Below are 21,731 nucleotides of genomic sequence, written 5' to 3' on the forward strand. Positions count from 1 at the left end.
GTGTAAATGGCTCCATTGCTTAACCGGAGATTCGTTCTCCATACATCAACATGAATTGGCTCATAGCAGGTTTCCAGTCTCTGATTGGCAAGGTCCATTTAGCAGAGATATTATGCAAGGCTAGATAGAGTAATTTTATCACCGAGTCATCCGTTGGAAATATTCGTCGCGTTTTCGTTATCTTGCGCAATGAAGCATTTAACGACTCTATCGCGTTGGTGGTGTAGATAACCTTGCGGATCTCCGGCGGAAAGTCAAAAATGACGATGAGACGTTCCCAATTATTTCTCCACGATGGGCTGATCGTCGGGAACTGTTCATCCCATTTGGCCGCGAAGGCATCCAGGGCCTCTTCAGCGCCCTCTAGCGTTGCGGAACTATAGATGGTGCGCAGGTCAGCAGCAACGGCCTTACGCTCTTTCCAGCCGACGTAGCGCAGCGAGTTCCGCACCTGATGCACAATGCAGAGCTGTACCCGCGTATGCGGGTAAACAGCTTCAATGGCATCAGGAAAGCCTTTCAGGCCATCGCAGCAGGCGACGAAGATGTCCTTTAGCCCACGATTTTTCAGTTCTGTCATCACAGATAACCAGAACTTGGCCCCCTCAGTTTTGGCTATCCATAGCCCCAGCAGCTCTTTTTCGCCCTGGCCGTTGACGCCGAGGGCCAGATAAACAGACTTGTTGGCCACGGCTCCGCCGTCCTGGCTTTTGACAACAATACAGTCAAGGTAAACAATGGGATAAAGCGCATCCAGCGGCCGTTGCTGCCAGCGCTTAACTTCATCCATCACAGCATTGGTCACTTGAGAAATGAAGCCAGCGGAAACATCGACCCCGTAGACTTCTTTAAAGTGTGCCTGAATATCACGGGTTGATAACCCTCTGGAATAGAGAGAAATAATGCGGTCATCGAAGCCGTTAAGCTGTTTTTCGTGCTTACCGATCAGTGTCGGCTCGAAGGTACTGTTGCGGTCGCGCGGAATATCGAGCTCGATCTCCCCATTTTGGCTACGTACGCTCTTGGATGTCTTGCCATTGCGTGAGTTGCCTGAATGATTACCAGCCGGGTCATGCTTAGCATACCCAAGGTGCATCTCCATCTCAGCTTCAAGAACCCGTTCCGCCAGTCTTTTAGTCAGCACCTTGAGTAGGCCTGATTCACCCAGCAGATCCTGAGGGGAGTGACAATCTTGAAGCAGTTGGTCAATAAGTTCGTTGCTGATAGGCATTTTGTTATCCTTTGAAGGTTTTCCTCAAAATGCCATTTACACAGATTATTTTACAGTCTCTGCTGTTTATCTATACCTTGAAAACCGGTATCTGCCCAGATGGTTACCCCAGGAGGAATATGGCGAATTATATCGACTTTATCGAGTAAGCGTTTATCGTGACGGCGCCCATTTTTGCTCATGGGGATAAATCCAATTTGCCTTGTTTCGTCAGTCATAATAAGCCCTTTTCGAGTGGTCTGTCTTTTCTTTCCCGAATACATTTTTTTTCGCCGACGCAGATTCTTAGGCTTTTGGACAGGTCGCTCTGTCCCATCAATAAAGACGTCTTTAACTCCAGGAAAGGCGCGAAAAAATTCCTCAGCAGAGCGAATTTGACGAGCGGGCAAAACACATTCTCGCCCCAAGGTCATCTCTAAAACCGGCAATAATATTTTTACCCAGCGACATACCCGTGTTCTATCTAAACCAAAAAGAAGTCCTTGCAAATCATAGGTCGGATAACATTTTAAATACAATAAAATAAAAAGCAGTTTATCTAATGGGGTTGGGATAAATCCTTTCTGCCATGCACCCATCTGCCGCTCGTGATCTTTTCGATTCTTTTTCCGATAAATCAAATAACAAGCTGAAAATTCAGCGGCTAAATTTTTCAATTCTTCGACTGATAATCCAATGATTGCTTTACATAAACGATTATCTCGTAACAACCGCTCTTTGTTGATCATTTCAAACCTTTATTCTCTAAGTTAAACCTCTTTTTATTCTCAATAGCCTGACAAAAAATGCAAGTCTCTATTCAGCAACTAGTTTATTGAAACAGATATCAGTAACCAGTGCGGGCGGCTGATTTCCAACGCGATCGTGTATTACAACTCGGCGATCCTGTCGCGATTGCTGGAGCGGCTGGAAGCGGAAGGTATAGCCAACCGACTTAAAAATGATTACAGCCGATGCCCTGATATGTGGCAAAGAAGCATAGCTGGCTGTTATCAAAATAATGTCGCTTAGCTATAATGCCAGGAGCATTGAGGCTCTGACCCGGGTATCACCGGTGGCCTGGCAACACATTTTGCTGAACGGACATTATACCTTCCAGAGAAGCGATGAGATTATTGACCTGGATACGCTGGTTGCCGGGCTGAAGCTGGGGTATAGCTAAACGACTTAATTTTGATTACATTATTTAAATGAGCTATTCAATTGATTTTAGACGTAAAGTGATATCTACACGGAAAAACGAAGGGTTGAGTATCCGAGAAACAGCGAAGCAATTTCGGATTGGCCCTGCCTCTGTATCGCGTTGGATTAATCAAATAGAGTCAAAAGCATCGACCACGCGTCAGCGAAAGATCGATAAATCCGAGTTGATAAAAGATGTTGAACAATATCCAGATGCTTACCAAAAAGAACGTGCAGAGCGTTTTGGCGTTTGTCAGAAGGCCATTTGGCAAGCGCTTAAAAAGCTGGGATTGACCTATAAAAAAAACTCTACGTCATCCGAAAGCCGACGAAAACTCCCGGCAGGGATTTCAACAAAAAAAACAACAGTATGAAAAAGAAGGTAAACCTATTGTTTTTATTGATGAAAGTGGTTTTTCACACGATGCCCCACGGACTCACGGCTATTCCCCAAAAGGTCAACGGTGTTTTGGCCTGAAGAACTGGGGAGCTAGGGGAAGAACAAATGTTATCGGCGCTTTATTAGGCACAACGCTGTTTGCTATCGGATTATTTGATATCAATATTAACAGCGATGTTTTCTATGCCTGGGTCACACAAGTCCTTATCCCAGTACTCCCTAAAAACAGTGTAATCATGATGGACAATGCCACTTTTCACAAAAAACATAATATTCAACAAGTCATCATCGATGCAGGGTATATGGTGGAGTATTTGCCTACATATTCGCCAGATCTTAACCCAATTGAGCATAAATGGGCACAAGCAAAAAGCAAAAAAAGAGAGATGGGTTGCGATACAGAGAGTTTGTTCTCAGTCCATATGGTGTAATCAAAATTAAGTCGCTTGGCTATAACGGAAATTTCGGCGTTTCCGGCTTAGAACCCCCAATAGCGATAACTGCTTCGGTGAACATTAAAAATACGACACAACGATTTCACTGGATAAAGCGCTCTTAGCTTTTCAACTATAGCCAACCGACTTAAAAATGATTACATCCTATGCCCTGATATGCGGCAAAGAAGCATAGCTGGCTGTTATCAAAATAATGTCGCTTGGCTATACCGAGAATTTTTCAGTGAGTCGGACATTAAGAGCGCAGTAGCCTTTTTTAAGATGGCATTCTCCATTTCCAGTCGGTGGATTTTTTTCTTCATTTCTCTGAACTCAATTTGTTCAGGTGTTAATGGCAGACCAGGCGATGTTTTCCCTTGACGTTCTAAACGAAGGGCTCTTACCCACCGGCTAATCGCTGAAAGACTGACGTTCATGGCTTTCGCGGCTTCCTGGTAGGTATAATTTTGGTCAAGGACTAATTTGGCGGTTTCACATTTAAATTCAGCAGTAATTATTTTACTCATTTTGGCACCTATAAAAATTATGAGGTAAGCATATCACCTCTACTTAGGTGGCCAAATTCAGTATGCCACTACAACCTGTACGAAACCGAAGCGGAGATGCTCTCCGATGACCCGCACGGATGATACCGGCATACAGCCCCGCCCCATGAAGACGCTGTTTCAGCGCAACAGGGCATGGGCTGACATCATGGAGGCATACCCGCTCCGGCCTGTAGAGATTGAGGTTGTATAGCCAACCGACTTAAAAATGATTACATCCTATGCCCTGATATGCGGCAAAGAAGCATAGCTGGCTGTTATCAAAATAATGTCGCTTGGCTATATCACTTTACGTCTAAAATCAATTGAATAGCTCATTTAAATAATGTAATCAAAATTAAGTCGTTTAGCTATACAATGCCGAAAACCTCAAATCAGGCCCTATTCCCAACCGTGTTGGTATTGAGTATCGCCCAGCTCAAGCCGAGCTTAAACAGGAGCCTGGCCACTTCGAAATTGACACTATTTTTGGCAAAGACCAGAAGTCATTCTTGTTAACCATCGTAGATAAAGCATTGAAAACCGTCATCATTCGCAAACTGCCTAATAAGCGTGCGGAGACTGTGGTTGCTGCTTTCAGGGACATTGAAGCTAATACCTTTTGCAAGTTTAAGACCCTAACAGCTGATAACGGCCCTGAATTCGCTCTGCACGAGCAAATTACTCAAATCACAGGGGCGCAGGTCTACTTTGCCCATCCTTATCATTCCTGGGAGAGGGGCTTGAATGAGCACACCAACGGGCTGATACGACGTTTTTACCCAAAGGGAACAGACTTCAGTCAGGTCAGTCATCGTAAGATTGCCGAACTCGAACACATACTCAATACAAGGGGCAGAAAATCGCTGGGCTATCGTTCCCCCAATGAGGTATTTTTAACGCACTTACTGGTGGCATAAGCCTCTACCGTTTTGTTGCGTTTCGAGTGGGAATGGGGCAATGGACCCTACCAATCAGAGACCGGAAACCGGCTATGAGCCAATTCATGTTGATGTATGGAGATCGGATTTCCGGTTAAGCGATGGAGCCATTTACACGAAATTCTTTACAGACTCATCTTAAGTGCCATGAGAATTGCGAGTTTAATCACAAACAATCAACAAAAATCTCAATACAATTACTAATGATTACTGAAGTCCCTACGCCCGGTTATGTCAGCCACAACGTTGCTCCCCGTAAGCAGCCGTGATGGCAGGAAAGATCAGTAAAACGGTAACAATAAAAAATCGATTGGAGTGTTCCATGGAAACTCTCTACAACATCTTCACCATTTTCTTTGATCAGGTCATGACTAATGCCCCCTTGCTGCTGGGCATTGTGACCTTTCTCGGCTACCTGCTGTTGCGCAAAAGCGCCACGGTGATCATCAAAGGCACCATCAAGACGATCATCGGCTTTATGCTATTGCAGGCGGGCTCCGGCATCCTGACCGGCACCTTCAAACCCGTGGTCGCCAAGATGTCCGAGGTGTATCAGATTAATGGTGCTATCTCTGACACCTACGCCTCGATGATGGCCACTATCGAACGCATGGGAGACGCCTACAGTTGGGTCGGCTATGCGGTGCTGCTGGCGCTGGCACTGAACATTGTGTATGTCCTGCTGCGCCGTATTACCGGCATTCGCACCATTATGCTCACCGGCCATATCATGTTTCAGCAGGCGGGTTTGCTGGCGATGTTCTTCTATATTCTCGGTTACCCGATGTGGACCACCATCCTGTGCAGCGCCGTGCTGGTGTCGCTCTATTGGGGGATCACCTCCAACATGATGTACAAGCCGACGCAGGAAGTGACCGACGGCTGTGGTTTCTCCATCGGCCACCAGCAGCAGTTCGCCTCATGGTTGGCCTACAAACTCGCCCCCTATCTGGGTAAAAAAGAAGAGAGCGTCGAAGATCTGAAGCTGCCCGACTGGCTGAATATCTTCCATGACAACATCGTCTCTACCGCCATCGTGATGACCGTGTTCTTTGGCGCAATCCTTCTGTCATTCGGTATCGATACGGTGCAGAAGATGGCAGGCAAAACCCACTGGACTGTCTATATCCTGCAAACCGGTTTCCAGTTCGCCGTTGCCATTTTCATCATCGTGCAGGGCGTGCGCATGTTCGTTGCCGAACTGTCCGAAGCCTTCAACGGCATCTCTCAACGTCTGATCCCTGGTGCCGTGCTGGCTATCGACTGCGCTGCCATCTACAGCTTCGCCCCGAATGCAGTGGTATGGGGCTTTATGTGGGGCACTATCGGCCAACTGATCGCCGTTGGCATTTTGATTGGGATCGGCTCGCCCATCATGATCATCCCCGGCTTTATCCCGATGTTCTTCTCCAACGCCACCATCGGCGTGTTTGCCAACCACTTTGGCGGCTGGCGCGCGGCGCTGAAAATCTGTCTGGTGATGGGGATGATTGAGATTTTTGGCTGCGTATGGGCGGTAAAACTCACCGGACTGTCGGCTTGGATGGGCATGGCGGACTGGTCAATTCTGGCACCGCCGCTGATGCAAGGCATGACGCTGGGCCTGTGGTTTATGGGCGTGGTGATCCTTATCGCGGTGGCCTACATGTACTTTGCCAGCCGCACCTTGCGGGCTGAAGAAGATGCAGAAAAACAACTCGCGCAAACCACCGCGCAATGACGCTGGAGAAAGCACCATGACAGTTCGGATTCTGGCCGTATGCGGCTGTGGGCAAGGCAGTTCCATGATCATGAAGATGAAGGTGGATCAGTTCCTGACCCAACAAGGGGTGGTACACACCGTCAACAGTTGTGCCGTCGGAGAATATAAAGCAGAGCTGAGCGGCGCGGACATCATTATCGCCTCGACCCACGTGGCGGATGAGATAACCGTAAGCGGCAACAAATATGTCGTCGGCGTGCGCAATATGCTCTCTGCCGCTGAGTTTGGTCCCAAGCTGATGGAGGTGATCAATGCCCACTTTCCTAAGAATGCTAAAGCGTAAGGAGTGTCCATGAAGCTGCGCGATTCTCTGCTGGAAAACCGGTCAATCCGCCTGCAAGCGGAGGCCAGCACCTGGCAAGAAGCGGTCAAAATCGGTGTCGATCTGTTGGTAGCCGCTGATGTGGTCGAGCCGCGCTACTACCAGGCGATTCTCGATGGCGTAGAACGTTTTGGCCCCTACTTTGTGATAGCTCCCGGGCTTGCCATGCCCCATGGCCGCCCGGAGGAAGGGGTGAAAAAAACCGGCTTCGCGCTGGTAACACTAAAAACCCCACTGCCGTTCAACCATGAAGATAACGATCCGGTGGATCTGCTGATCACGCTGGCCGCCGAAGATGCTACTGCACACCAAGAGGTGGGCATTATGCAGATCGTTAATCTGTTTGAGGATGAGGCGAATTTCGATCGCCTGCGCGCCTGCCGCACGGAGCAGGATGTTTTAGATCTGATTGATCGCGCCACGCTGGCCGCGACGGAATAAGGAGTCCCCGATGCCACAGTTACCGATGTTACAAGTTGCGCTGGATAACCAGACGCTGTCCGATGCCTACAACACCACCCGACTGATCGCAGAAGAGGTGGACATTATCGAAGTCGGCACCATTTTATGCGTGGGCGAAGGGGTGCGTGCCGTGCGCGATCTGAAAGCACTCTATCCGCACAAGATCGTGCTGGCCGATGCCAAGATCGCCGACGCGGGGAAAATCCTGTCACGCATGTGTTTTGAAGCCAATGCCGACTGGGTCACGGTGATCTGCTGCGCGGACATCAACACCGCAGCGGGCGCCCTGGCGGTAGCGCGCGAATTCGACGGCGATGTGCAGATCGAACTTACCGGCTTCTGGACCTGGGAACAGGCGGAAGCCTGGCGTGCGGCAGGGATTCAGCAAGTGGTGTATCACCGCAGCCGGGATGCACAGGCCGCTGGCGTCGCCTGGAGCGAAACCGACATCAGCGCCATCAAGCGCCTGGCTGAAATGGGCTTTAAAGTCACTGTCACCGGCGGTCTGGCGCTGGACGATCTGCAGCTGTTTCAGGGCATCCCGATTCACGTCTTTATCGCCGGACGCAGTATCCGCGATGCGGCAAGCCCGGTCGATGCTGCCCGTGAGTTTAAACGCCGTATTGCCCAACTGTGGGGCTAAGGGAAGTAACATGCTGACAAAAGCGGTGCCGCTGGGCATCTACGAAAAAGCGTTACCTCCCGGCGAGGATTGGCTGGCACGCTTACAACTGGTCCATGAGTTGGGCTTTGATTTCGTCGAAATGTCGGTGGATGAAACCGATGAGCGCTTAGCCCGGCTGGATTGGGATCGGGAACAGCGTCTGGCGTTAGTCAATGCCATCGCGGCTACCGGTATTCGGGTGCCTTCCATGTGCCTGAGCGCGCACCGCCGCTTCCCACTGGGCTCACAGGATGACGCTATTCGCGATCAGGGGCTCACCATCATGCATAAAGCTATTGCGCTGGCGCAGGATGTGGGGATTCGTGTGATTCAGTTGGCCGGTTACGATGTCTATTATCAGGAGGCCAATGAGATAACACGTGAGCGTTTTCGCGACGGCCTGCAACACGCGGTAGAAATGGCGAGCCGCGCACAGGTCACACTGGCGATGGAGATCATGGATTACCCCCTGATGAACTCCATCAGCAAAGCGCTAGGCTATGCCAACTACCTCAACAACCCGTGGTTCCAGCTCTATCCCGATATCGGTAACCTCTCGGCCTGGGATAATGATGTGCAGATGGAGTTGCGCGCAGGCCAAGGCCACATTGTCGCGGTGCACGTGAAAGATACCCGCCCCGGCGTCTTCAAAAACGTGCCCTTCGGCACGGGCGTCGTGGATTTCGAACGCTGTTTTACCACGCTGAAAGAGAGCGGCTACCGTGGTCCTTATCTGATTGAGATGTGGAGCGAGAATGCCCCCGATCCCATCAAAGAAGTGCTCGCAGCGCGCGACTGGGTGAAACAGCGCATGGAACGCGCCGGTTTGCACGTGGAGGAAGCCGCATGATAGCGCAACTGAAACAACGCGTCTTTGAAGCCAATATGGCCCTGCCTCAGCACGGTCTGGTGACGTACACCTGGGGGAATGTGAGTGCTGTCGAACGCGAACGCGGTCTGGTGGTTATCAAACCCAGCGGCGTCGCCTATGAAGTGATGCGGGCCGAGGATATGGTGGTGGTCGATGTACAGGGCAATCTGGTTGAAGGACATTATCGCCCTTCCTCGGATACCCCCACGCATCTGGAGCTGTATCGCCGCTATCCGCAAATGGGCGGGATTGTGCACACTCACTCCACCCACGCCACCGCCTGGGCACAGGCCGGGTTAGATATTCCTGCGCTCGGCACAACGCACGCCGACTATTTTTTTGGCGACATTCCCTGCACCCGTCCGCTGACGGCGCACGAAGTGGAGCATGAGTACGAAAAAAATACCGGTGTGGTCATTGCCCAGACGCTGGGAGATCGCAATCCACTGCACACCCCCGGCATGATTGCCTACCAGCATGGGCCGTTCTGCTGGGGCAAAGATGCGGAAGAAGCGGTACACAATGCGGTGGTGCTGGAAGAAGTGGCGCGCATGGCCTGGCTCGCCTGCACACTGAACCCTCATCTGCGCGCGCTCGACAGCGCATTGCAGCACAAGCATTTTAATCGCAAACACGGCCCGAACGCCTACTACGGGCAAAAATAACGCCCCGACGGTCATTCCTCGCCAACGCGAGAAATGACCGTATTCTCTGCCAATTACGCGCCCTTCTTCGCACAAATCCCCTATACTTTATGTGACAACCTTCAACAATATGTTACCTGCATCACGCCTAAATATTTTTATTTGGTTAATCCTTGGCTGTGGTGTTTGTTTTCGATTATGATAATGCTCGAAAACGAACATTTTGACCTTTTTTTGGACACGGAGGAGAACGCGTGGAAACCAAAGACCTTATCGTGATCGGTGGGGGCATCAACGGCGCTGGGATTGCAGCCGATGCAGCGGGCCGTGGATTGTCGGTGCTACTGTTAGAAGCACAGGATCTTGCCAGCGCTACCTCCTCTGCCAGTTCAAAATTGATCCACGGCGGCCTACGCTACCTGGAACATTACGAGTTTCGTTTGGTGAGCGAAGCGCTCTCCGAGCGTGAAAAATTGCTGAAGATGGCACCGCACATCATCTTCCCAATGCGCTTCCGTTTGCCCCATAAGCCGCACCTGCGCCCGGCCTGGATGATTCGTATCGGGCTATTTATGTATGACAATCTGGGCAAACGCGTCAGCCTGCCCGCCAGCCACGGCCTGAAATTCGGCAAGGACTCGGTGCTGAAACCCGAATTAACGCGCGGTTTCGAATATTCCGACTGCTGGGTAGACGATGCGCGTCTGGTGGTATTGAACGCGCAGGAAGTGGTGAAACGCGGCGGCGAAGTGCGCACCCGCACCAAAGTGACGCGGGCGCGTCGCGAAGGCGATCTGTGGATCATCGATGCCGTTGACAGCGTTACCGGAGAAACCCATACCTGGCAGGCGAAAGGACTGGTCAACGCCACGGGCCCTTGGGTGAAAGAGTTCTTCGATCACGGGCTGGAGCTAAAATCCCCTTATGGCATTCGTCTGATCAAAGGCAGCCACATCGTTGTGCCTCGCGTACACGACGAACCACAGTCCTACATTCTGCAAAACAAAGATAATCGCATTGTGTTTGTGATCCCGTGGCAGGATGAGTTCTCGATCATCGGCACCACCGATGTGGAATACCACGGCGACCCGCATGACGTGAAGATCGACGACAAAGAAACGGCCTACTTGCTGGACGTCTACAACGATCACTTCAAAAAGACGCTGACACGCGACGATATCGTATGGACCTATTCCGGCGTGCGCCCGCTGTGCGATGATGAGTCGGATTCTCCGCAGGCCATTACCCGTGATTACACGCTATCGGTGGCGGACGAGCACGGTAAAGCGCCTCTGCTGTCGGTGTTTGGCGGCAAGCTGACCACCTACCGCAAGCTGGCAGAGCATGCGATGGAGAAACTGGCAAAATACTATCCGCACAGCGGTCAGGCCTGGACGCAAAACGCGGTGCTGCCCGGCGGCGATTTGGCCGGTACGCGCGACGAATACGCCGCTGCGCTGCGCCGCCGTTTTAACCTGCCGGAATCGCTGGCGCGTCGCTATGCCCGCACCTACGGTTCCCACAGCGAACTGATCCTGACGAACGCCACAGGCATTCACGATATCGGCGAAAACTTCGGACACGACCTCTACGAAGCGGAATTGCGCTATCTGGCCGACAAAGAGTGGGTTGTCAGCGTGGAGGATGCCATCTGGCGTCGTACCAAGCTGGGCATGTGGCTGAATGATGATCAAAAACAACGCGTCGCTGACTGGTTAAGTGCCTATCGCCAATCCAAGGTTACCGCACAGTAATTTTCCTGCCAGACCGCTCCCACCACAACAGGTTGCCTAAAGGTAACCTGTTCGTTTTTTACACGAAAGAAACGTTAACATTTCGCGGAATACAACGCCCATTACCCACTAAAAAAGTGTGGTTAATCATTTTTTCCCTCTTCACGCTAATCTGCTCTCACAGACGCAAGTCAAAGCAGCGTCATCCCAAGAAAATAAACCGGGCCAGTAACAGTAAATAATAAACGAATGATAATAAACATTGCGCACAATGTTATTTATTATGTTAATGGAATTTAAAATCAGGGAATATATTTACCACAAGAAGGAAAGCGATGGATAAAATATATGTCTGATATAATGTAAATAAGAATAATAATCAATACCCATAAAAATAAATGGTTATTTGTTTTTCTAAGAGATAGCTCACAGAATAAATACAATAAAATACCCATTCTTATTAATGATTAACGGAGTAATAAATTGCATCTCAAGTACTCTATTATTAGTACTGATAGCCAATCATGACCTCCGTCCTATTCAACATTGCATCGTAATGTCAGTTCGCAAAACAGACGCGGGTAATAAGCCGTTGTGATGAGATATCGTTATTAAGTATTTTATACAATGGTTAGTGTTTACTGTCACGTTATTTCTTATCGTCTTGTTGCGTGTTTTGTTCTGCGTTGATTTCCGTGCTCATGTATTCGCCCCATTCCCACTCGAAACGCAACAAAGTGACCCACTTGCCAGAGTCGGATAAAATCACCGTTCTGGCCATACTGGAGAGCCTGTTGCATGCAGGGAAAACATCTGACTCAGAAAGAACGGTTCTACATCGAAAAGCGGCGTGGTGAAGGTGTCAACCAAGCTACCATCGCCAGAGAGCTTGCTCTGCCTCGCTCGACCATCAGCAGGGAACTCAGACGCAATACCGACCCTACTTTCAATAAGCGTGTTGCTTAATAGTGAAATAAGGGTGTTTCGGTGATTGAAGTAAATTTTACGCTGTTCTGAGATGGAAATTCCAAAGACCGGCGCTAAGGAGTAAGAAGGTATCATCAATAAAGGGTCTACGATTCCGTAAAATTTGGGTCATGCAACCGAGGCGCTTGATACCCGCGATGGCGTGTTCAACTGTAATACGGATGCCCGAGATTATTTTATTTTCTTGTTTTTGTTCAGGCGATAAAGGTCTTTTTCGAGTTCCTTTTTTTGGGATTTGTGTATTAGGATGCTGTTTATCTATACCTTGAAAACCGGTATCTGCCCAGATGGTTACCTCAGGAGGAATATGGCGAATTATATCGACTTTATCGAGTAAGCGTTTATCGTGACGGCGCCCATTTTTGCTCATGGGGATAAATCCAATTTGCCTTGTTTCGTCAGTCATAATAAGCCCTTTTCGAGTGGTCTGTCTTTTCTTTCCCGAATACATTTTTTTCGCCGACGCAGATTCTTAGGCTTTTGGACAGGTCGCTCTGTCCCATCAATAAAGACGTCTTTAACTCCAGGAAAGGCGCGAAAAAATTCCTCAGCAGAGCGAATTTGACGAGCGGGCAAAACACATTCTCGCCCCAAGGTCATCTCTAAAACCGGCAATAATATTTTTACCCAGCGACATACCCGTGTTCTATCTAAACCAAAAAGAAGTCCTTGCAAATCATAGGTCGGATAACATTTTAAATACAATAAAATAAAAAGCAGTTTATCTAATGGGGTTGGGATAAATCCTTTCTGCCCTGCACCCATCTGCCGCTCGTGATCTTTTCGATTCTTTTTCCGATAAATCAAATATAGCCAAGCGACTTAATTTTGATTACACCATATGGACTGAGAACAAACTCTCTGTATCGCAACCCATCTCTCTTTTTTTGCTTTTTGCTTGTGCCCATTTATGCTCAATTGGGTTAAGATCTGGCGAATATGTAGGCAAATACTCCACCATATACCCTGCATCGATGATGACTTGTTGAATATTATGTTTTTTGTGAAAAGTGGCATTGTCCATCATGATTACACTGTTTTTAGGGAGTACTGGGATAAGGACTTGTGTGACCCAGGCATAGAAAACATCGCTGTTAATATTGATATCAAATAATCCTATAGCAAACAGCGTTGTGCCTAATAAAGCGCCGATAACATTTGTTCTTCCCCTAGCTCCCCAGTTCTTCAGGCCAAAACACCGTTGACCTTTTGGGGAATAGCCGTGAGTCCGTGGGGCATCGTGTGAAAAACCACTTTCATCAATAAAAACAATAGATTTACCTTCTTTTTCATACTGTTGTTTTTTTTGTTGAAATCCCTGCCGGGCGTTTTCGTCGGCTTTCGGATGGCTTTGTGGAATAATTTAACCGTTTGATTTACATCTTCTTTAGTTAGAATGCATTTACAGAGAATGTATTTTGTTAGAACGACAAATCAAATAGTTAGCACAATAAAAAGCATTCCGAGAGGAAAAATTAGTCGTTGAAATTTTATAATGCTTATATAAATCAGTATCTTAAATTATTCAACAAAGCCCTTTCGGATGACGTAGAGTTTTTTTTATAGGTCAATCCCAGCTTTTTAAGCGCTTGCCAAATGGCCTTCTGACAAACGCCAAAACGCTCTGCACGTTCTTTTTGGTAAGCATCTGGATATTGTTCAACATCTTTTATCAACTCGGATTTATCGATCTTTCGCTGACGCGTGGTCGATGCTTTTGACTCTATTTGATTAATCCAACGCGATACAGAGGCAGGGCAAATCCGAAATTGCTTCGCTGTTTCTCGGATACTCAACCCTTCGTTTTTCCGTGTAGATATCACTTTACGTCTAAAATCAATTGAATAGCTCATTTAAATAATGTAATCAAAATTAAGTCGTTTAGCTATAGCTATCGCCGCGCCAAAGGTCGAGTTTGCTGATCGTGTTGGTGAGGCTGCTGGCGTGCTCATCGGCAACTACGCGAAAACCGTAGGACTCGGCCCCAACAAGCTCTTTGCGTGGCTGCGCGATAACCGGGTGCTGATCGCCTCTGGCGCTCGCCGCAACGTCCCGATGCAGGAGTACATGGGCTTTGTTGAATAATTTAAGATACTGATTTATATAAGCATTATAAAATTTCAACGACTAATTTTTCCTCTCGGAATGCTTTTTATTGTGCTAACTATTTGATTTGTCGTTCTAACAAAATACATTCTCTGTAAATGCATTCTAACTAAAGAAGATGTAAATCAAACGGTTAAATTATTCAACAAAGCCGAGTACATGGATAGAGGTTATTTCACTGTCCGTGAGACGCCTGTAGACACCAATCACGGCATTCAAATCTCATTCACGACGAAGATCACCGGCAAGGGCCAGCAATGGCTGACGCGGAAGATGCTTGATGCGGGTCTTCTGAAAGCAGTGGGGAGCGCCGCATGAACACTGCTGAGATATATCAATTCCCCGACCCCGAGCAGGGGCAACAGGAGCATCGCGTGGCTGACACTGATGATGGCTTCATCATGCTGGCGATGGAGCTTTACGAAGAACTTATCGGCGCTAATTTGACACGCAATCAAGCCAAGGTGGCACACGCTGTATGCCGAAAGACATACGGCTTCAAGAAGAAAATGGATCGCATTGCTGACAGTCAATTAGCCGAGCTTTGCAGAATCAGCAGACCAAAGGCCAGCATTGCCAAAAATGAGCTTATCGCCATGAAAGTTCTGGTGAAAGACGGAAGCAAAATTGGCCCAAACAAAAACATATCAGAATGGGAGATCCCGGAGTGTTCCCAAATAGATAACATTGTTACCAAATCGGGAATAAAAAACGTTACCAAATTGGATACACCGAGTGTTATAGCCAAGCGACTTAATTTTGATTGAGACTGTAAAATAATCTGTGTAAATGGCATTTTGAGGAAAACCTTCAAAGGATAACAAAATGCCTATCAGCAACGAACTTATTGACCAACTGCTTCAAGATTGTCACTCCCCTCAGGATCTGCTGGGTGAATCAGGCCTACTCAAGGTGCTGACTAAAAGACTGGCGGAACGGGTTCTTGAAGCTGAGATGGAGATGCACCTTGGGTATGCTAAGCATGACCCGGCTGGTAATCATTCAGGCAACTCCCGCAATGGCAAGACATCCAAGAGCGTACGTAGCCAAAATGGGGAGATCGAGCTCGATATTCCGCGCGACCGCAACAGTACCTTCGAGCCGACACTGATCGGTAAGAACGAAAAACAGCTTAACGGCTTCGATGACCGCATTATTTCTCTCTATTCCAGAGGGTTATCAACCCGTGATATTCAGGCACACTTTAAAGAAGTCTACGGGGTCGATGTTTCCGCTGGCTTCATTTCTCAAGTGACCAATGCTGTGATGGATGAAGTTAAGCGCTGGCAGCAACGGCCGCTGGATGCGCTTTATCCCATTGTTTACCTTGACTGTATTGTTGTCAAAAGCCAGGACGGCGGAGCCGTGGCCAACAAGTCTGTTTATCTGGCCCTCGGCGTCAACGGCCAGGGCGAAAAAGAGCTGCTGGGGCTATGGATAGCCAAAACTGAGGGGGCCAAGTTCTGGTTATCTGTGATGACAGAACTGAAAAATCGTGGGCTAAAGGACATCTTCGTCGCCTGCTGCGATGGCCTGAAAGGCTTTCCTGATGCCATTGAAGCTGTTTACCCGCATACGCGGGTACAGCTCTGCATTGTGCATCAGGTGCGGAACTCGCTGCGCTACGTCGGCTGGAAAGAGCGTAAGGCCGTTGCTGCTGACCTGCGCACCATCTATAGTTCCGCAACGATAGAGGGCGCTGAAGAGGCCCTGGATGCCTTCGCGGCCAAATGGGATGAGCAGTTCCCGACGATCAGCCCGTCGTGGAGAAATAATTGGGAACGTCTCATCGTCATTTTTGACTTTCCGCCGGAGATCCGCAAGGTTATCTACACCACCAACGCAATAGAGTCGTTAAATGCTTCATTGCGCAAGATAACGAAAACGCGACGAATATTTCCAACGGATGACTCGGTGATAAAATTACTCTATCTAGCCTTGCATAATATCTCTGCTAAATGGACCTTGCCAATCAGAGACTGGAAACCTGCTATGAGCCAATTCATGTTGATGTATGGAGAACGAATCTCCGGTTAAGCAATGGAGCCATTTACACAAAATTCTTTACAGACTCTTTTGATTACACCATATGGACTGAGAACAAACTCTCTGTATCGCAACCCATCTCTCTTTTTTTGCTTTTTGCTTGTGCCCATTTATGCTCAATTGGGTTAAGATCTGGCGAATATGTAGGCAAATACTCCACCATATACCCTGCATCGATGATGACTTGTTGAATATTATGTTTTTTGTGAAAAGTGGCATTGTCCATCATGATTACACTGTTTTTAGGGAGTACTGGGATAAGGACTTGTGTGACCCAGGCATAGAAAACATCGCTGTTAATATTGATATCAAATAATCCGATAGCAAACAGCGTTGTGCCTAATAAAGCGCCGATAACATTTGTTCTTCCCCTAGCTCCCCAGTTCTTCAGGCCAAAACACCGTTGACCTTTTGGGGAATAGCCGTGAGTCCGTGGGCATCGTGTGAAAAACCACTTTCATCAATAAAAACAATAGGTTTACCTTCTTTTTCATACTGTTGTTTTTTTTGTTGAAATCCCTGCCGGGCGTTTTCGTCGGCTTTCGGATGACGTAGAGTTTTTTTTATAGGTCAATCCCAGCTTTTTAAGCGCTTGCCAAATGGCCTTCTGACAAACGCCAAAACGCTCTGCACGTTCTTTTTGGTAAGCATCTGGATATTGTTCAACATCTTTTATCAACTCGGATTTATCGATCTTTCGCTGACGCGTGGTCGATGCTTTTGACTCTATTTGATTAATCCAACGCGATACAGAGGCAGGGCCAATCCGAAATTGCTTCGCTGTTTCTCGGATACTCAACCCTTCGTTTTTCCGTGTAGATATCACTTTACGTCTAAAATCAATTGAATAGCTCATTTAAATAATGTAATCAAAATTAAGTCGTTTAGCTATATAGCTAAGCGACATTATTTTGATAACAGCCAGCTATGCTTCTTTGCCACATATCAGGGCATCGGCTGTAATCATTTTTAAGTCGGTTGGCTATAACAAGCTGAAAATTCAGCGGCTAAATTTTTCAATTCTTCGACTGATAATCCAATGATTGCTTTACATAAACGATTATCTCGTAACAACCGCTCTTTGTTGATCATTTCAAACCTTTATTCTCTAAGTTAAACCTCTTTTTATTCTCAATAGCCTGACAAAAAATGCAAGTCTCTATTCAGCAACTAGTTTATTCCATACCCAGCGCGCCCTGACCTTCGGCAGGGCAAACGACAGTTTTTTCCAGGCACCGTGCTCATTTATGCCGCCGGAGGTCCACGACAGGTGAATATGGCAGTTCCAGTTAAGCTGGCGACCATACGTGTGAAGAGCGCCGAAAATACCGGTGGTCAGGCCCCGCTGCTCCGCAGCGTACAGCAGGTTGTCCGCCGCCAGCGCAAAGAGGCCATTCAGCAGCCAGCGGTTGGCTTCAAACAATGGCCACAGGGTATCCGGCATCGTGAATGTGCCGTGCTGGCACGGCGTATCCGGCAGGCGGGCCATCATGGTGGCAATCCACAGGTCGGTGGCCTTTTTGCCGCAGGTCGGACATCCGCGTCCGTGGCAGCTCTGATGGATGTAACGGTGGTGAGTGCAGTCGGGGTTGCTGCAGCGAAATTCCCGGCTGCCCGTCAGTGGGGTGCCGCAGGCCAGCATCTTTGTGACAACCTCAATCTCTACAGGCCGGAGCGGGTATGCCTCCATGATGTCAGCCCATGCCCTGTTGCGCTGAAACAGCGTCTTCATGGGGCGGGGCTGTATGCCGGAATCATCCGTGCGGGTCATCGGAGAGCATCTCCGCTTCGGTTTCGTACAGGTCAAACCGGCGACAGGTATGGCAGAAGGCAACGTAGTGGTACGGAGAATCAGGGAATTCACTGTAGAAGGTGGTCCAGAACCACTCTGTGCAGTCAGGATCGTTGTCAACGAAAAGGCGGAATTGCTGGTAAGGGAGGTTGCCCTGTCGGGCCACCGTTTTGAAAATCTGCTTAACCATTTTTGTATGAACGCGCTGATGCTCAGGGGAATGTGACACGGGATAATCTTCGGCTGGCGGGTTTCAGAATATCGCTATTCTGCCACACTTCGATTTGCAGCCGCCAGGCTGCTTCGTTCTGAGCGACCTAGGCTGTTATCGTTGGTAATATCGGGATGTTTTTTTGAGCGCCAGCCGCACATTTGAGCGCACGGATATTGCTGCCATCCAGCGCAGTGGCTGACCAGAACAAGTCCATGAGCATCAAGAAATGAAAGTAACTTATTAAAAATAATGTTAATAACTCCAGACTTTGACCATCTATTGAAACGGTTATAAACGGTTTTCCATGGGCCGTAACGTTCAGGTAAATCACGCCATGGGGCACCTGAACACAGTATCCAGAACATGCCGTTGACGATTTTGCGATGTTCTGCCCATGGCCGGCCTGCCTGCGGAGATGTCAAAACGGTTGGTAACAAGTGCTCAATGATTGCCCATGCTTCATCAGAAAGATCGTAGCGAGCCATAATCCAAAGTGTCTTAGAAACAGATGGATACTATAGCTCAAGCAATTAAGGGACACAGCCTAATCAGGTTGAGCGTCCTTTATTGGATCTGGGACTAAGAACCTATCCCAATAGGATTTTATTCCAGACAATGATGCCGCAGGTAAAATGCAGCATCGCCTCATAATTTTCGACTTTCTTCTCCCAGCCAGTCAGAACCCGACGGCTTTGTTGAATAAATCAGAATTAGCCGACAGGATGACTCCCTCTGCTACACCTGTTATCCGATCCTGACGCTGTGTGGCATACCCAACAACGTCATACGGTTCAGCGCTTTGACCATCGCTATGGCTTCACCTACTTGAGCCTCATAGTCACGCAGGCTCAGATGGCCACCCAGCAAAGTTTTTATGCGGAACATCGCTGTTTCTGCCACTGAACGCCGGTGATAACCCACTTTCTTTTTCCACATATCATTACTCCCGCTCAGACGCTGATTCGCCACCGCATGGTTACGTTCATGGTACTTGTCCGGCCAGTATTTGGCTCCGCTTCGCGGCGGGATAAGGGGCCTGATTTTCTTTCTTAGCAACGCATCGTGGCAGTATAGCCAACCGACTTAAAAATGATTACATCCTATGCCCTGATATGCGGCAAAGAAGCATAGCTGGCTGTTATCAAAATAATGTCGCTTGGCTATACCTGGGTAAGCTCTTCGGGATTAATGCATCTCATCCCTGAGATTCGCCCTTCGGGCCAGTGTATACGCTGTTCAAATCGGTTCCAGACAGATTTGTCTCTTCCTTGCCGCCTTCCCGCAACTTAGGGTATAAGGCTTACTTCAGCAACGCGCTGGCTTTTGCCACCACGTTATCCACCGTAAAGCCAAACACCTCGAACAGTTTTTCCGCCGGAGCCGATTCGCCGAAGCTGGTCATGCCCACAATCGCGCCGTTCAGGCCGACATATTTGTACCAGTAGTCTGCAATGCCTGCTTCGATCGCCACGCGAGCGCTCACCGCTTTCGGCAGCACTGCTTCACGGTAGGCCGCATCCTGCTTGTCGAATGCATCGGTAGACGGCATGGAGACCACGCGTACCTTGTGGCCCTGCGCGCTCAGCACGTCGTAGGCCGCCACTGCAAGCTCCACTTCTGAACCGGTAGCAATCAGGATCAGGTCCGGTTGGCCGTCGCTGTCTTTCAGTACGTAAGCTCCTTTCGCCACGTCCGCCAGTTGCTGCGCGGTGCGTGCCTGTTGGGCCAGGTTTTGACGCGACAGGATCAGCGCCGTCGGGCCATCCTTACGCTCGATGGCGTATTTCCATGCCACCGCGGTTTCTACCTGATCCGCCGGACGCCAGGTGCTCATGTTTGGCGTCACACGCAAGCTTGCCATTTGCTCTACCGGCTGGTGCGTCGGGCCGTCTTCACCCAGACCGATGGAGTCATGGGTATAGACGTAGATGCTGCGGATTTTCATCAGCGCGGCCATGCGCAGCGCGTTACGGGCATATTCCACAAACATCAGGAAGGTCGCGGTATACGGCAGGAAGCCGCCGTACAGCGCCAGACCGTTGGCGATGGCGGTCATGCCGAACTCGCGCACCCCGTAGTGGATGTAGTTGCCTGCCGGGTCTTTATCCAGCGAGACCGAGCCGGACCAGATGGTCAGGTTGCTCGGTGCCAGGTCGGCAGAGCCACCGAGGAATTCCGGCAGCAGCTTGCCGTAGGCTTCCAGCGCGTTCTGCGAGGCTTTGCGGCTGGCAATTTTTGCCGGGTTGGCTTGCAGTTCTTCAATGAATTTCTGAGCATCAGCCTGCCAGTTGGTCGGCAGGTCGCCAACGGTGCGGCGTTTGAATTCGGCAGCCAGTTCCGGATAGGCCTTGGCATAGGCGGCAAACGTCTCGCTCCAGGCGCTTTCTTTCTGCGCGCCAGCGGCCTTGGCATCCCAGGCGGCATAGATTTCAGCAGGGATTTCAAACGGCGGGTATTTCCAGCCCAGTTGTTCGCGTGAAGCGGCCACTTCAGCGTCACCCAGCGGCGCACCGTGGGAATCGTGAGTACCGGCCTTGTTCGGTGAACCAAAACCAATCACGGTTTTGCACATCAGCAGGGACGGTTTGTCCGTTACAGCGCGTGCTTGTTCGACAGCGCGGGTGATGGCATCGGCGTCATGGCCGTCGACGCCGCGCACCACGTGCCAGCCGTACGCTTCAAAGCGTGCTGCGGTGTCATCGGTAAACCAGCCTTCCACATGACCGTCAATGGAGATGCCGTTGTCATCATAGAACGCCACCAGCTTGCCCAGCTTCAGGGTTCCGGCCAGCGAGCACACCTCGTGGGAGATGCCTTCCATCATGCAGCCATCACCCATGAACACGTAGGTGAAGTGGTCAACGATATCGTGACCCGGGCGGTTGAACTGCGCCGCCAGCGTGCGTTCCGCCAGGGCCATGCCGACCGCGTTGGCGATACCCTGCCCGAGTGGGCCGGTGGTGGTTTCCACGCCGTCGGTGTAACCGTACTCCGGGTGCCCCGGGGTTTTGGAATGCAGTTGGCGGAAATTCTTGAGCTCTTCAATCGGCAGGTTGTAGCCGGTGAGGTGCAGCAGGCTGTAGATGAGCATGGAAGCGTGACCGTTGGAGAGAACGAAACGGTCGCGGTTGGCCCAGTGCGGGTTAGCCGGGTTGTGATTAAGGTAATCGCGCCACACGACTTCGGCGATATCTGCCATACCCATGGGTGCGCCCGGGTGACCGGATTTGGCTTTTTGCACGCAATCCATGCTGAGTGCACGGATTGCGTTGGCAAGTTCTTTACGAGAGGACATGCTTTACTCCGGATCGAATTGAACAGATGTCTCACCAAACATACGTTTAATAATCAATACGTTAGCCAGAAAGACCTAAGAGAGATAGCTATAAATGTAC

At 49.4% G+C, this 21,731-nt stretch carries 25 protein-coding genes and 8 pseudogenes; 16 read left to right on the forward strand and 17 right to left on the reverse strand.

Annotated features, from left to right (window positions below; translation table 11 throughout):
• Window positions 1-19: 19 nt before the first annotated feature.
• The gene (locus ACQGXV_RS07330; RefSeq protein WP_440862551.1) at window positions 20-1,231 is read right to left on the reverse strand and encodes an IS256 family transposase; all 1,212 of its coding nucleotides are present in this window, start codon (window positions 1,229-1,231) and stop codon (window positions 20-22) included.
• A gap of 50 nt (window positions 1,232-1,281) precedes the next feature.
• Window positions 1,282-1,959 (reverse strand): transposase family protein, encoded by a 678-nt coding sequence (locus ACQGXV_RS07335; protein WP_440866042.1) that lies wholly within the window; start codon window positions 1,957-1,959, stop codon window positions 1,282-1,284.
• Between the two features lie 85 nt (window positions 1,960-2,044).
• On the opposite strand from ACQGXV_RS07335, the pseudogene ACQGXV_RS07340 reads away from it, so the two are divergent.
• The 3 genes and pseudogenes from ACQGXV_RS07340 to ACQGXV_RS07350 form a co-directional block, all read left to right on the forward strand.
• A pseudogene (locus tag ACQGXV_RS07340) lies at window positions 2,045-2,393 on the forward strand (hypothetical protein); the annotation flags it as partial.
• Window positions 2,394-2,421: 28 nt separating this feature from the next.
• Complete coding sequence (locus tag ACQGXV_RS07345; protein ID WP_440863997.1) at window positions 2,422-2,787, forward strand: IS630 transposase-related protein; 366 nt, start codon at window positions 2,422-2,424, stop codon at window positions 2,785-2,787.
• A complete protein-coding gene (locus tag ACQGXV_RS07350) occupies window positions 2,711-3,244 on the forward strand; it encodes an IS630 family transposase (RefSeq protein WP_440867276.1) in 534 nt (177 codons plus the stop codon). Before ACQGXV_RS07345 ends, ACQGXV_RS07350 begins: the two co-directional genes overlap by 77 nt.
• Window positions 3,245-3,300: 56 nt before the next feature.
• Here the strand turns inward: ACQGXV_RS07350 and ACQGXV_RS07355 are convergent.
• Window positions 3,301-3,774 (reverse strand): annotated as a pseudogene (locus ACQGXV_RS07355) (transposase); the annotation flags it as partial.
• A gap of 419 nt (window positions 3,775-4,193) precedes the next feature.
• On the opposite strand from ACQGXV_RS07355, the pseudogene ACQGXV_RS07360 reads away from it, so the two are divergent.
• The 8 genes and pseudogenes from ACQGXV_RS07360 to glpD form a co-directional block, all read left to right on the forward strand.
• A pseudogene (locus ACQGXV_RS07360) lies at window positions 4,194-4,712 on the forward strand (IS30 family transposase); the annotation flags it as partial.
• 343 nt (window positions 4,713-5,055) lie between these two features.
• Window positions 5,056-6,453 carry a PTS ascorbate transporter subunit IIC gene (gene ulaA / locus ACQGXV_RS07365; RefSeq protein ID WP_440866043.1) on the forward strand — a complete coding sequence of 466 codons (1,398 nt, stop codon included), beginning with the start codon at window positions 5,056-5,058 and terminating at the stop codon, window positions 6,451-6,453.
• Between the two features lie 16 nt (window positions 6,454-6,469).
• Window positions 6,470-6,778, forward strand: coding sequence for a PTS ascorbate transporter subunit IIB (ulaB, locus tag ACQGXV_RS07370; protein WP_440867316.1), 309 nt, complete (start codon window positions 6,470-6,472; stop codon window positions 6,776-6,778).
• A gap of 9 nt (window positions 6,779-6,787) precedes the next feature.
• Entirely contained in the window at window positions 6,788-7,258 is a 471-nt protein-coding gene (ulaC, locus tag ACQGXV_RS07375) for a PTS ascorbate transporter subunit IIA (RefSeq protein WP_440866044.1), read from the forward strand.
• A 10-nt stretch (window positions 7,259-7,268) separates the two neighbouring features.
• Window positions 7,269-7,922, forward strand: a complete 654-nt coding sequence (locus ACQGXV_RS07380) for a 3-keto-L-gulonate-6-phosphate decarboxylase UlaD (protein ID WP_440866045.1) — start codon at window positions 7,269-7,271, stop codon at window positions 7,920-7,922.
• A gap of 10 nt (window positions 7,923-7,932) precedes the next feature.
• Window positions 7,933-8,793, forward strand: a complete 861-nt coding sequence (locus ACQGXV_RS07385) for an L-ribulose-5-phosphate 3-epimerase (RefSeq protein ID WP_440866046.1) — start codon at window positions 7,933-7,935, stop codon at window positions 8,791-8,793.
• Window positions 8,793-9,479 (forward strand): L-ribulose-5-phosphate 4-epimerase, encoded by a 687-nt coding sequence (locus tag ACQGXV_RS07390; protein WP_440867317.1) that lies wholly within the window; start codon window positions 8,793-8,795, stop codon window positions 9,477-9,479. Before ACQGXV_RS07385 ends, ACQGXV_RS07390 begins: the two co-directional genes overlap by 1 nt.
• Before the next feature lie 233 nt (window positions 9,480-9,712).
• Entirely contained in the window at window positions 9,713-11,212 is a 1,500-nt protein-coding gene (gene glpD / locus ACQGXV_RS07395; protein ID WP_440866047.1) for a glycerol-3-phosphate dehydrogenase, read from the forward strand.
• A 628-nt stretch (window positions 11,213-11,840) separates the two neighbouring features.
• On the opposite strand, the gene ACQGXV_RS07400 is transcribed toward glpD, so the two are convergent.
• On the reverse strand, window positions 11,841-11,972 hold the full coding sequence (locus ACQGXV_RS07400; RefSeq protein WP_440866048.1) for a hypothetical protein: 132 nt from the start codon (window positions 11,970-11,972) through the stop codon (window positions 11,841-11,843).
• Between the two features lie 17 nt (window positions 11,973-11,989).
• On the opposite strand from ACQGXV_RS07400, the gene ACQGXV_RS07405 reads away from it, so the two are divergent.
• Entirely contained in the window at window positions 11,990-12,157 is a 168-nt protein-coding gene (locus tag ACQGXV_RS07405; protein WP_440866049.1) for a helix-turn-helix domain-containing protein, read from the forward strand.
• 37 nt (window positions 12,158-12,194) lie between these two features.
• Here the strand turns inward: ACQGXV_RS07405 and ACQGXV_RS07410 are convergent, their stop codons facing one another.
• The 4 genes from ACQGXV_RS07410 to ACQGXV_RS07425 form a co-directional block, all read right to left on the reverse strand.
• Window positions 12,195-12,629: a transposase family protein gene (locus ACQGXV_RS07410; protein ID WP_440862780.1), complete on the reverse strand. Its 435-nt coding sequence runs from the start codon at window positions 12,627-12,629 to the stop codon at window positions 12,195-12,197.
• Complete coding sequence (locus ACQGXV_RS07415) at window positions 12,581-12,985, reverse strand: helix-turn-helix domain-containing protein (RefSeq protein ID WP_440864244.1); 405 nt, start codon at window positions 12,983-12,985, stop codon at window positions 12,581-12,583. Before ACQGXV_RS07415 ends, ACQGXV_RS07410 begins: the two co-directional genes overlap by 49 nt.
• 25 nt (window positions 12,986-13,010) lie before the next feature.
• Window positions 13,011-13,541 carry an IS630 family transposase gene (locus tag ACQGXV_RS07420; protein WP_440867318.1) on the reverse strand — a complete coding sequence of 177 codons (531 nt, stop codon included), beginning with the start codon at window positions 13,539-13,541 and terminating at the stop codon, window positions 13,011-13,013.
• A 145-nt stretch (window positions 13,542-13,686) separates the two neighbouring features.
• Window positions 13,687-14,031, reverse strand: coding sequence for an IS630 transposase-related protein (locus ACQGXV_RS07425; RefSeq protein ID WP_440866050.1), 345 nt, complete (start codon window positions 14,029-14,031; stop codon window positions 13,687-13,689).
• 34 nt (window positions 14,032-14,065) lie between these two features.
• Here ACQGXV_RS07425 and ACQGXV_RS07430 point away from each other — a divergent pair.
• The 4 genes and pseudogenes from ACQGXV_RS07430 to ACQGXV_RS07445 all read left to right on the forward strand — a co-directional run.
• Window positions 14,066-14,248: pseudogene (locus ACQGXV_RS07430) on the forward strand (phage antirepressor KilAC domain-containing protein); the annotation flags it as partial.
• A gap of 138 nt (window positions 14,249-14,386) precedes the next feature.
• On the forward strand, window positions 14,387-14,602 hold the full coding sequence (locus ACQGXV_RS07435) for a phage antirepressor KilAC domain-containing protein (protein ID WP_440867319.1): 216 nt from the start codon (window positions 14,387-14,389) through the stop codon (window positions 14,600-14,602).
• A complete protein-coding gene (locus ACQGXV_RS07440) occupies window positions 14,599-15,051 on the forward strand; it encodes a replication protein (RefSeq protein ID WP_440866051.1) in 453 nt (150 codons plus the stop codon). Before ACQGXV_RS07435 ends, ACQGXV_RS07440 begins: the two co-directional genes overlap by 4 nt.
• 58 nt (window positions 15,052-15,109) lie before the next feature.
• The gene (locus ACQGXV_RS07445) at window positions 15,110-16,321 is read left to right on the forward strand and encodes an IS256 family transposase (protein ID WP_440866052.1); all 1,212 of its coding nucleotides are present in this window, start codon (window positions 15,110-15,112) and stop codon (window positions 16,319-16,321) included.
• 43 nt (window positions 16,322-16,364) lie between these two features.
• On the opposite strand, the pseudogene ACQGXV_RS07450 reads toward ACQGXV_RS07445, so the two are convergent.
• From ACQGXV_RS07450 to tkt, 9 genes and pseudogenes are all read right to left on the reverse strand, one after another.
• Window positions 16,365-16,754: pseudogene (locus ACQGXV_RS07450) on the reverse strand (transposase); the annotation flags it as partial.
• A gap of 66 nt (window positions 16,755-16,820) precedes the next feature.
• The gene (locus ACQGXV_RS07455) at window positions 16,821-17,186 is read right to left on the reverse strand and encodes an IS630 transposase-related protein (RefSeq protein WP_440862584.1); all 366 of its coding nucleotides are present in this window, start codon (window positions 17,184-17,186) and stop codon (window positions 16,821-16,823) included.
• Between the two features lie 113 nt (window positions 17,187-17,299).
• A complete protein-coding gene (locus ACQGXV_RS07460; protein WP_440866053.1) occupies window positions 17,300-17,422 on the reverse strand; it encodes a hypothetical protein in 123 nt (40 codons plus the stop codon).
• Window positions 17,423-17,489: 67 nt separating this feature from the next.
• The gene (locus ACQGXV_RS07465; protein WP_440866054.1) at window positions 17,490-18,101 is read right to left on the reverse strand and encodes an IS91 family transposase; all 612 of its coding nucleotides are present in this window, start codon (window positions 18,099-18,101) and stop codon (window positions 17,490-17,492) included.
• Entirely contained in the window at window positions 18,085-18,351 is a 267-nt protein-coding gene (locus ACQGXV_RS07470) for a hypothetical protein (protein WP_440862962.1), read from the reverse strand. Before ACQGXV_RS07470 ends, ACQGXV_RS07465 begins: the two co-directional genes overlap by 17 nt.
• 80 nt (window positions 18,352-18,431) lie before the next feature.
• Window positions 18,432-18,821 (reverse strand): annotated as a pseudogene (locus ACQGXV_RS07475) (IS5 family transposase); the annotation flags it as partial.
• 102 nt (window positions 18,822-18,923) lie between these two features.
• Window positions 18,924-19,028 (reverse strand): annotated as a pseudogene (locus tag ACQGXV_RS07480) (IS5/IS1182 family transposase); the annotation flags it as partial.
• A 52-nt stretch (window positions 19,029-19,080) separates the two neighbouring features.
• A pseudogene (locus ACQGXV_RS07485) lies at window positions 19,081-19,407 on the reverse strand (transposase); the annotation flags it as partial.
• Between the two features lie 229 nt (window positions 19,408-19,636).
• A complete protein-coding gene (gene tkt / locus ACQGXV_RS07490; protein WP_440866055.1) occupies window positions 19,637-21,631 on the reverse strand; it encodes a transketolase in 1,995 nt (664 codons plus the stop codon).
• Window positions 21,632-21,731 lie beyond the last annotated feature (100 nt).

The sequence above is a fragment of the Symbiopectobacterium purcellii genome (assembly GCF_052050035.1).
Classification (GTDB): Bacteria; Pseudomonadota; Gammaproteobacteria; order Enterobacterales; family Enterobacteriaceae; genus Symbiopectobacterium; species Symbiopectobacterium purcellii_A.